This is a genomic window from Halomonas sp. 707B3 (genome assembly GCF_024158645.1).
In the GTDB taxonomy this organism is placed as follows: domain Bacteria; phylum Pseudomonadota; class Gammaproteobacteria; order Pseudomonadales; family Halomonadaceae; genus Vreelandella; species Vreelandella lionensis.
Genome location: NZ_JAMZBE010000157.1, coordinates 1 through 7,803, shown reverse-complemented (window position 1 = coordinate 7,803; position 7,803 = coordinate 1). Strand labels below are relative to the sequence as shown.

4 protein-coding genes and 1 pseudogene are annotated in these 7,803 nt (G+C 53.8%); 4 read left to right on the top strand and 1 reads right to left on the bottom strand.

What is annotated here, in order from left to right; genetic code table 11:
* Positions 1 to 198: pseudogene (locus tag BIS10_RS15890) on the top strand (hypothetical protein); the annotation flags it as partial.
* A gap of 242 nt (positions 199 to 440) precedes the next feature.
* On the opposite strand, the gene BIS10_RS15885 reads toward BIS10_RS15890, so the two are convergent.
* The gene (locus BIS10_RS15885; RefSeq protein WP_253506583.1) at positions 441 to 800 is read right to left on the bottom strand and encodes a hypothetical protein; all 360 of its coding nucleotides are present in this window, start codon (positions 798 to 800) and stop codon (positions 441 to 443) included.
* 509 nt (positions 801 to 1,309) lie between these two features.
* On the opposite strand from BIS10_RS15885, the gene BIS10_RS15880 reads away from it, so the two are divergent.
* From BIS10_RS15880 to BIS10_RS15870, 3 genes are read left to right on the top strand one after another with little or no spacing between them, the layout of a single operon-like run.
* The gene (locus tag BIS10_RS15880) at positions 1,310 to 2,332 is read left to right on the top strand and encodes a zinc-dependent alcohol dehydrogenase family protein (RefSeq protein ID WP_253506581.1); all 1,023 of its coding nucleotides are present in this window, start codon (positions 1,310 to 1,312) and stop codon (positions 2,330 to 2,332) included.
* A complete protein-coding gene (locus BIS10_RS15875) occupies positions 2,319 to 4,985 on the top strand; it encodes a bifunctional acetate--CoA ligase family protein/GNAT family N-acetyltransferase (RefSeq protein ID WP_253506578.1) in 2,667 nt (888 codons plus the stop codon). Before BIS10_RS15880 ends, BIS10_RS15875 begins: the two co-directional genes overlap by 14 nt.
* Before the next feature lie 45 nt (positions 4,986 to 5,030).
* Positions 5,031 to 7,718, top strand: coding sequence for an HAD-IC family P-type ATPase (locus BIS10_RS15870; RefSeq protein ID WP_253506576.1), 2,688 nt, complete (start codon positions 5,031 to 5,033; stop codon positions 7,716 to 7,718).
* Positions 7,719 to 7,803 lie beyond the last annotated feature (85 nt).

Below are 7,803 nucleotides of genomic sequence, written 5' to 3'. Positions count from 1 at the left end.
CATGGCACTGTCTGGGTGAATGGCGATAATGGCTATATTGCCATGCAGGTCAGTGGGTTAGAAGTGCTTCCTGGGGCCGGTCTCACGGATTCAGGATTATTTGACATCGTGACACAGAAAACGAAAGAGTGCCTTGTGCTTCGAGAGTGTCGTGAGCATTGGGGGGTAGGCTCTTCTGAGTTGAGTCTTGTGATGTGATCAAAGCGCCGCTTTGTACACATAGCTATCCATACAGTAGAGCATAGGTATGCTCATGGCAAAGCGGCAAGCCTGCCAAATCAGTACGATTGTTAAATTTTGTATGAAAAGTCGGCGAGCGCAGACAGTTTTTGTATAAAGCCTAAAATGCTATGGGAAATGTCTCTCTATAGGGAGGTATTTTTGAGGCAGGTGTGTATTGAACTCTTCACCTTTAAAATAAGGCTGTACTTAATCAGTGCTTAAAGCTCACACCAAATGCGCTCGCGTAAATCCTTGTTCAGCTTCGATACTTTATGCATGCGTTTAAAAGTGGCATGTGTCATGTCACCAGCGAGTTGATGGTAACAAGATGCCAGTGAGGCAGGGGTTTGCGGTCCCTCAAAACCTAATAAGCAGTTAGCAAGCTTACTGTAGAAAGGCGCGATGGCCGATAGGAACTCAAGCTCATGACGAAATGCTTCGTTAAGTGCTTCTAGCCAAATTTTCTGTAGCTTCGCAGACGTTTGAGTAGCTTCCTCCCAGGTTTGATACCAGAAAATAGCTGGATTGGCATAACTATTTTCGCTGGGAGCTGGATTGGGAAGTTTTAGTGTTGTCATTATCCTGTTTCCTTGTGTCATGTGAAGATATGCGTTGAAGGCTCTATTCACTATGCTGATTTTTAATGCACTATTAATAAGTATGGAGGAAAATTAAAAACTTGATTTGATCGAAATCAACTTTACAGGGAAAAGGGGGTCTTTAATGAATTTATTGATCTGCAGGAAGTAGTCTGTTTGGTGCTTTTATCAGATTCTATGATAATTTTTTTTATGATTGATAAGGGTGTTTGTCATGCCTTTTGCTGAGTGAAATTTTATTTCCAACATACATTTTTTTAACAAAAAGAGTGGGTTGTCAAAGGAGTTGATTGCGCTAGATCAACACTGTTGTGAGTAAGTGAATTTATTTGCTTGGTGAGCTTCTCTTGAAGAGTCTTTACGCTATAACTATTCATAGCTTCCAGTAGTCACTGTGGGTAAGGCGTTAGTTTGTACACAAAAGCAGCATACGAAAGCTAAGAAAAATGTTAACGAGAATTGGTGTTTACGTTGCTTAGGAATGTCGCATGAAGGTCATGGTGCTTGAGAAACAGGGTGGACCGTTGCAATGTCAGGAAAGGCCCATTCCTACGCCGGGGCCGGGGCAAGTACTGCTGAAAATTGAAGCGTGCGCCGTGTGTCGTACTGATCTGCATCTGCTCGATGGAGAACTGCCAGACATCCGCTATCCGGTTGTTCCTGGGCACGAAATTATTGGTCGTGTTGTTAAGTGCGGCCCTGGTGTAGCGCTAGAGAAGGGAGTACGCCTGGGCGTTCCTTGGCTAGGGTATAGCTGTGGTGAATGCCGCTACTGTTTACACGGGCAAGAGAACCTTTGTGATCAGGCGCGTTTTACCGGGTACCAGATCGATGGTGGCTTTGCGGAATATACCTTGGCGGATCATCGCTTCTGCTTTTCTATCGGTTCCCACTATAGCCCTGCGGAAGCAGCCCCACTGATGTGTGCTGGCCTGATTGGCTATCGTTCTCTGGTTATGTGTGGCGATGACCTGCAGCGTCTCGGTATTTATGGCTTTGGTGCGGCGGCACATATTGTGGCCCAGGTCGCAAAACGGCAGGGCATCGACGTGTACGCCTTTACGCGCCCAGGCGATGAGGCGTCTCAGCGGTTCGCGCAGCAGCTGGGAGCGACGTGGGCGGGTAGCTCTGAACAGTTGCCAGGCGTGGCAATGGATGCCGCTATCATTTTTGCACCTGTGGGAGAGTTGGTGCCCCTTGCCCTACGGGCTGTGCGTAAAGGGGGAGTCGTTGTCTGTGGTGGTATACATATGAGTGACATCCCCTCTTTCCCGTATGCGCTGCTTTGGGGGGAGCGGCAGTTGCGCTCAGTAGCCAATCTGACTCGTCAGGATGGTAGGGCGTTTTTATCACTGGCCTCCGACGCGATGATCCAGACCAGCACAGTGTGTTACCCGCTCCACGCCGCAAATGATGCATTGAAGGACCTCAGGGAAGGCAAGCTGACCGGCGCTGCCGTGTTGGTGATGGAGCCAACCCTGGCATCGGAGATGCTAGATGTCGATTCGTAATTTAGATGCCCTGTTTTCACCCAGTACGATCGCTTTGATTGGTGCCAGTAACCGCCCCGGCTCTGTGGGGGCGGTACTAGCACGCAATCTCTTTGATGCTGGATTTGCCGGGCCAATCCTAACGGTCAATCCACGGGAGAGGGCGATCCGCTCGACCCTCAACTACCACACCGTGAGAGAGCTACCGCTGGTTCCCGACTTGGCCATTATTGCGACGCCGCCAGATACGGTGCCTGGCCTTATTCGCGAACTTGGTGAGCGTGGATGTCGAGCTGCCGTGGTCATTACTGCTGGTTTCGGCGAAGGCGATCATACCGATGGAAAAGTGCTCAAACAAGCGATGCTCGACGCGGCCAAGCCTTACTTGATGCGCATTGTTGGTCCTAACTGTCTGGGCATTTTAGCCCCCCATCGGGGGATCAACGCCAGCTTTGCACATATCATGCCCCAAAAAGGCGATGTAGCCTTTGTGACGCAGTCTGGTGCGGTGGCGACCTCTATCCTCGATTGGGCGGCAGCGCGTGGCGTCGGTTTTTCGTATGTAGTGTCTCTGGGTTCGATGAGCGATGTCGATTTCGGCGATATGCTCGACTACTTAGCCCTTGACCCCAAGACGCACTCCATCCTGCTGTATGTCGAAGCCATTACTGAGGCACGCAAATTTCTCTCGGCGGCCCGAATGGCTTCTCGTACCAAGCCTGTAGTGGTGGTTAAGGCAGGGCGCAGCGATGCGGGGGCCAAGGCTGCATTGTCGCATACCGGAGCGCTGGCAGGTGCTGATGCCGTTTACGATGCAGCGTTTCGGCGTTCTGGGATGCTGCGCGTCAAAACACTCGATGAACTCTTTCAAGCGGCAAGTACATTGGCCACGGGGATTCGTGTGAAGGGTGACCGGCTAGCCATTCTCACCAACGGTGGCGGGGTTGGTGTGCTTGCAGTCGATGAGTTGGCTGACATGCATGGCCGTCTTGCTGAGCTCTCCGACGTCACGCTAGCGCGTCTGAATCACCTTCTGCCACCTGCATGGTCCCATGCCAATCCGGTCGATATTCTTGGTGATGCGCCAGGGGTACTTTACGCCGGCGCACTCGAAACCTTGCTAAATGAGAAGGCAGCGGATGCGATTCTGGTCATGAATTGCCCGACAGCAGTCGCCGATAGTTTGGACGCGGCCCAAGCCGTGGTCGATACCTTGGGGGCACGGCGGCCAGCCGTCCTCACTTGTTGGCTGGGTGAAGGGGCACCGGCTAAAGCTCGCCATTTGTTTGCGGCACACAACATGCCAAGTTACGAAACACCCGAGCAGGCCATTCGGGCCTTCGGTCATCTGTTCAGTTACTGGCGAAACCAGCAAGCATTAAGGGAAACGCCGCCGCCGCTTTTTAACAACCATTATATCGATAAGCGCAGTGCAGATGCTGTGATTGACCGCGTACTGGAAGATGGCCGGAATGTTCTAACGGAGCCAGAGGCGGTGGCCGTGCTATCGGCTTATGGCATTCCCACCGTCTCTGCTATCACGGTGCATACACCGGAAGAGGCGAGTGAGGCAGCAAAGCGGCTGGGCTTTCCGGTGGTACTGAAAATCCTGTCGCGAGACATTTCGCATAAGTCGGATAGTGGCGGCGTGCAATTGAATCTTGCCTCGCCTGGTGCGGTGAAGCAGGCTGCCGAAGACATGCTTGTGTCGATTCGCCAAGCAGTGCCTGAGGCGCGATTAGATGGATTTAGTGTACAGCCGATGATTCGTCGTCCTGGGGCACATGAGCTGATTTTAGGTATCGCTGAAGATAGCGTTTTCGGCCCAATCATGCTGTTTGGCCAGGGGGGAACGGCCGTTGAGCTGATAGGTGATCGTGTGATTGGCCTCCCGCCTCTCAACCCACTGTTAGCACAGGAAATGATCCAGGCGACACGTATTTCAACGTTGCTGCGTGGCTATCGTGGCCGGCCTGCGGCTGATCTTGAGGCCATTACGCTCACGCTTATCACATTGTCACAGTTGGTCATTGATTTGGAGCGCGTGGTCGAACTGGATATTAACCCGCTGCTGGCCGATGCCTCTGGGGTGCTGGCCTTAGATGCGCGTATTGTGGTCAGGGCCGAGCGTGATCAGCGGCGCCCACTGGCTATTCGTCCCTACCCACAGCAGCTTGAGCAAACGATAGAAACACGCAGTGGCCAGCGCTACAGCCTGCGTCCTATCCGTCCCGAAGATGAGAGTGCCTTGGTCGACATGCTGCGTCACTCTTCCCCTGATGATGTGAGGCTGCGCTTCTTTGCTGCCATTCGAGGGTTTGATCACGCCTTTGCTGCTCGCCTGACGCAAATCGATTACGACCGGGAAATGGCCTTTATAGCGATGCCATTAGGCAAGCAGGAAATCGTGGGCGTGGTCCGTTTGTCTGCGGTTCCCGACAAGGAAAAAGCGGAGTTTGCGATCATGGTGCGTAGTGATACGAAAGGGACCGGGCTTGGCTATCGGCTTATGCAGCAGATGATCGACTATGCCCGCGATACCGGCTTTCAGCAGGTGTTTGCCGATATCTTGCGAGAGAACCATGCCATGCGGGACATGGCTAAAGAGTTTGGTTTTATAGTTCAGCCGACCCGTGATGAAGTAGATACCGTGACGGTGGTGCTCAAGCTGTAACGGTGGTTGCTTATTCCTTTTGGGGTAGTCTGACTGGGAGACCGGATGGAGACGCCGACTGTTAAACACGCTACTGCTTCTCCATTGGTTTCAGCGCCTAGCGATGCCCATACTAAGCGAAGCGAGGACGTTCTTGCGGCGCTCAGGACCTCAACCGCCGGGCTAGCAGTGGATGACGCGAAGCAGCGGCTCGTTACTTATGGAAGTAACCGGTTGCCAGAGGTGGCCGGTCGGCATCCCTTGTTGCGTCTTTTTGCCCAGTTTCATAACGCGTTGATCTATTTTCTGTTGGCGGCAGCGCTTGCCGCTTCGCTGCTAGGGCATTTCGTTGACGCCGCGGTCATTGCGGCGGTGGTTTTGGTCAACGCCCTGGTTGGATTTATTCAGGAAGGTAAAGCCGAAAAGGCGCTGAGCGCGATCCGTAATCTCATCGCCCCCCACGCTTATCTGGTAAGAGGGGGAAGGCGAATCAAGGTGCCCGTGGAAGAGATTGTACCTGGGGATATCGTGTCACTTGAGCCAGGGGACAGGGTTCCTGCTGATCTGCGGCTTATTCGTACGAGTGCTTTGCGTATCGAAGAGGCCATTCTAACGGGCGAGTCGGTGGCGGCAGAAAAGCGGGAAACACCAGCGCCCATAGACGCTGCATTAGGTGACCGGTACTCAATGGCCTATTCCGGAACGCTGGTGGCTACCGGGCAGGCGATGGGTGTCGTTGTGGCAACGGGTAGCGCTACGGAAATCGGGCGCATCAGTACTTTGCTGCGTGAAGTACAACCCCTGACCACACCGCTGCTGCGCCAGATTAACCATTTTGGGGTGCGGTTTACCTGGATCACCCTGGCGGTGGCGGTCGTACTCTTTGCCTTTGCGGTATGGGTACGTGGCTATGCTTGGCCGGACGCGCTGATAGCGGTCGTTGCTCTGGCGGTGGGGGCTATTCCTGAAGGCTTGCCAGCGGTCATCACCATTACATTGGCTATCGGCGTACAGCGCATGGCGCGTCGTCATGCAGCGATTAGGCAGCTACCGGCGGTAGAAACACTCGGCGCTACGTCGGTCATCTGTTCCGACAAGACCGGCACCTTGACGCGTAACGAGATGACAGTGCGACGGCTGGAAGTCCCTCATGGGCAGTACACGGTGACCGGCTCGGGCTATGTGCCGGAAGGGCGGCTGGAAGCTGCTTCTACCGATGACGCTGCTGCGGATAAACAGCGGCTAGAGAGTAGTTGTTTAGTGCTATCGGGAGTGCTGTGCAACGATGCCCAGTTGAACCAGGAAAATGGTGCCTGGCATGTAATGGGCGATCCCATGGAGGGAGCGCTGGTGGCGTTGGCCATTAAAGCTGGTTTGGAGCCGGAGCTAACCCGCCATGAATGGCCGCGACTTGCTGAGATCCCCTTTGATGCCAAGCATCGCTTTATGGCCACGCTTCATCGCCATGCAACAGGCGATTGTCGGATTTTTGTTAAGGGCGCCCCCGATGAACTACTGCAACGATGTGTCGCCCAGATAGATGGTGAAGGGACGGCATCGCTAGACCAAGGCGCGTGGGGCGCCAAGGTCGCGAACGCAGCCGCCCAGGGAGAGAGAGTGCTCGGCTTCGCCGTTAAAGCAGTAGCTCCAGATGCTGATAAGCTGACTTTTTCCGACCTGGATGGGCTCGTCTTCATTGGCCTGATAGGGTTTATCGACCCCCCGCGCGAAGAGGCAGTGGCCGCCATTAAAGAGTGCCACTCTGCGGGTATTGCGGTGAAAATGATTACCGGTGATCACGCTGAAACGGCCGCGGCAATTGCGCGACAGCTAGGATTTGGAGAAGATCCACACGTTCTAACAGGGCGTGAACTTGATGATATTTCAGACACTGATCTGCCCGCTATCGTGACCGAAGCCAGTGTGTTTGCTCGCACCAACCCTGAACACAAACTGCGTATCGTTCGTGCCTTGCAGTCGACAGGGGCAATCGTGGCCATGACCGGCGATGGCGTCAATGATGCACCGTCGTTGAAGCAGGCAAATGTCGGCGTTGGCATGGGACATAAAGGGACTGATGCGGCGAAGGAGGCCTCCCAGATGGTCTTGCTGGATGATAACTTCGCTTCCATTGTCGCTGCAGTGAATGAAGGGCGAGTTGTCTATGACAATATCCGCAAAGTAACCGCGTGGACACTGCCCACTAATGGCGGTGAGGTCTTGGCGGTCGTTGCCGCTATCCTGTTTAACTTCTCAATGCCGATGTCTGCGGTGCAAATTTTGTGGATCAATCTTGTCACGGCGGGCACCCTTGGCCTGGCATTAGCGTTCGAGCCAGCAGAGCCCAATGTCATGCAGCGCCGCCCTAGGCCTGCCAACCAAGGGCTGCTGACACCTTTTCTGATCTGGCGGGTAGCGCTTGTGTCGTTCCTGTTTCTGGCAGCGGTGTTGGGCGTATTTTTTTACTCACTAGGGCGTGGGGATGAGCTTGCGATGGCTCGGACATTGGTGGTCAATTTGATCGTAGTATTGGAAATTTTCTATCTATTTAACGTGCGCTATCTACACGACACCTCCTTTAGCTGGCAGGGGCTACTAGGCACCCCCGCTGTGCTGGCTGCTGTCGCTGTGGTGGTCGTTGCTCAGGCATTGTTTACCTATTGGCCTGCTATGCATGCCCTTTTCGATACGCGGCCTTTAGCGTTTTTGGATGGCGTATTAATCATCAGCATTGGCATGGTCCTGAATCCGTGAGACCGGCCCCCGGAAGCACTTCTAACCCACTGACCTGCATGGCAATATAGCCATTATCGCCATTCACCCAGACAGTGCCATGCCC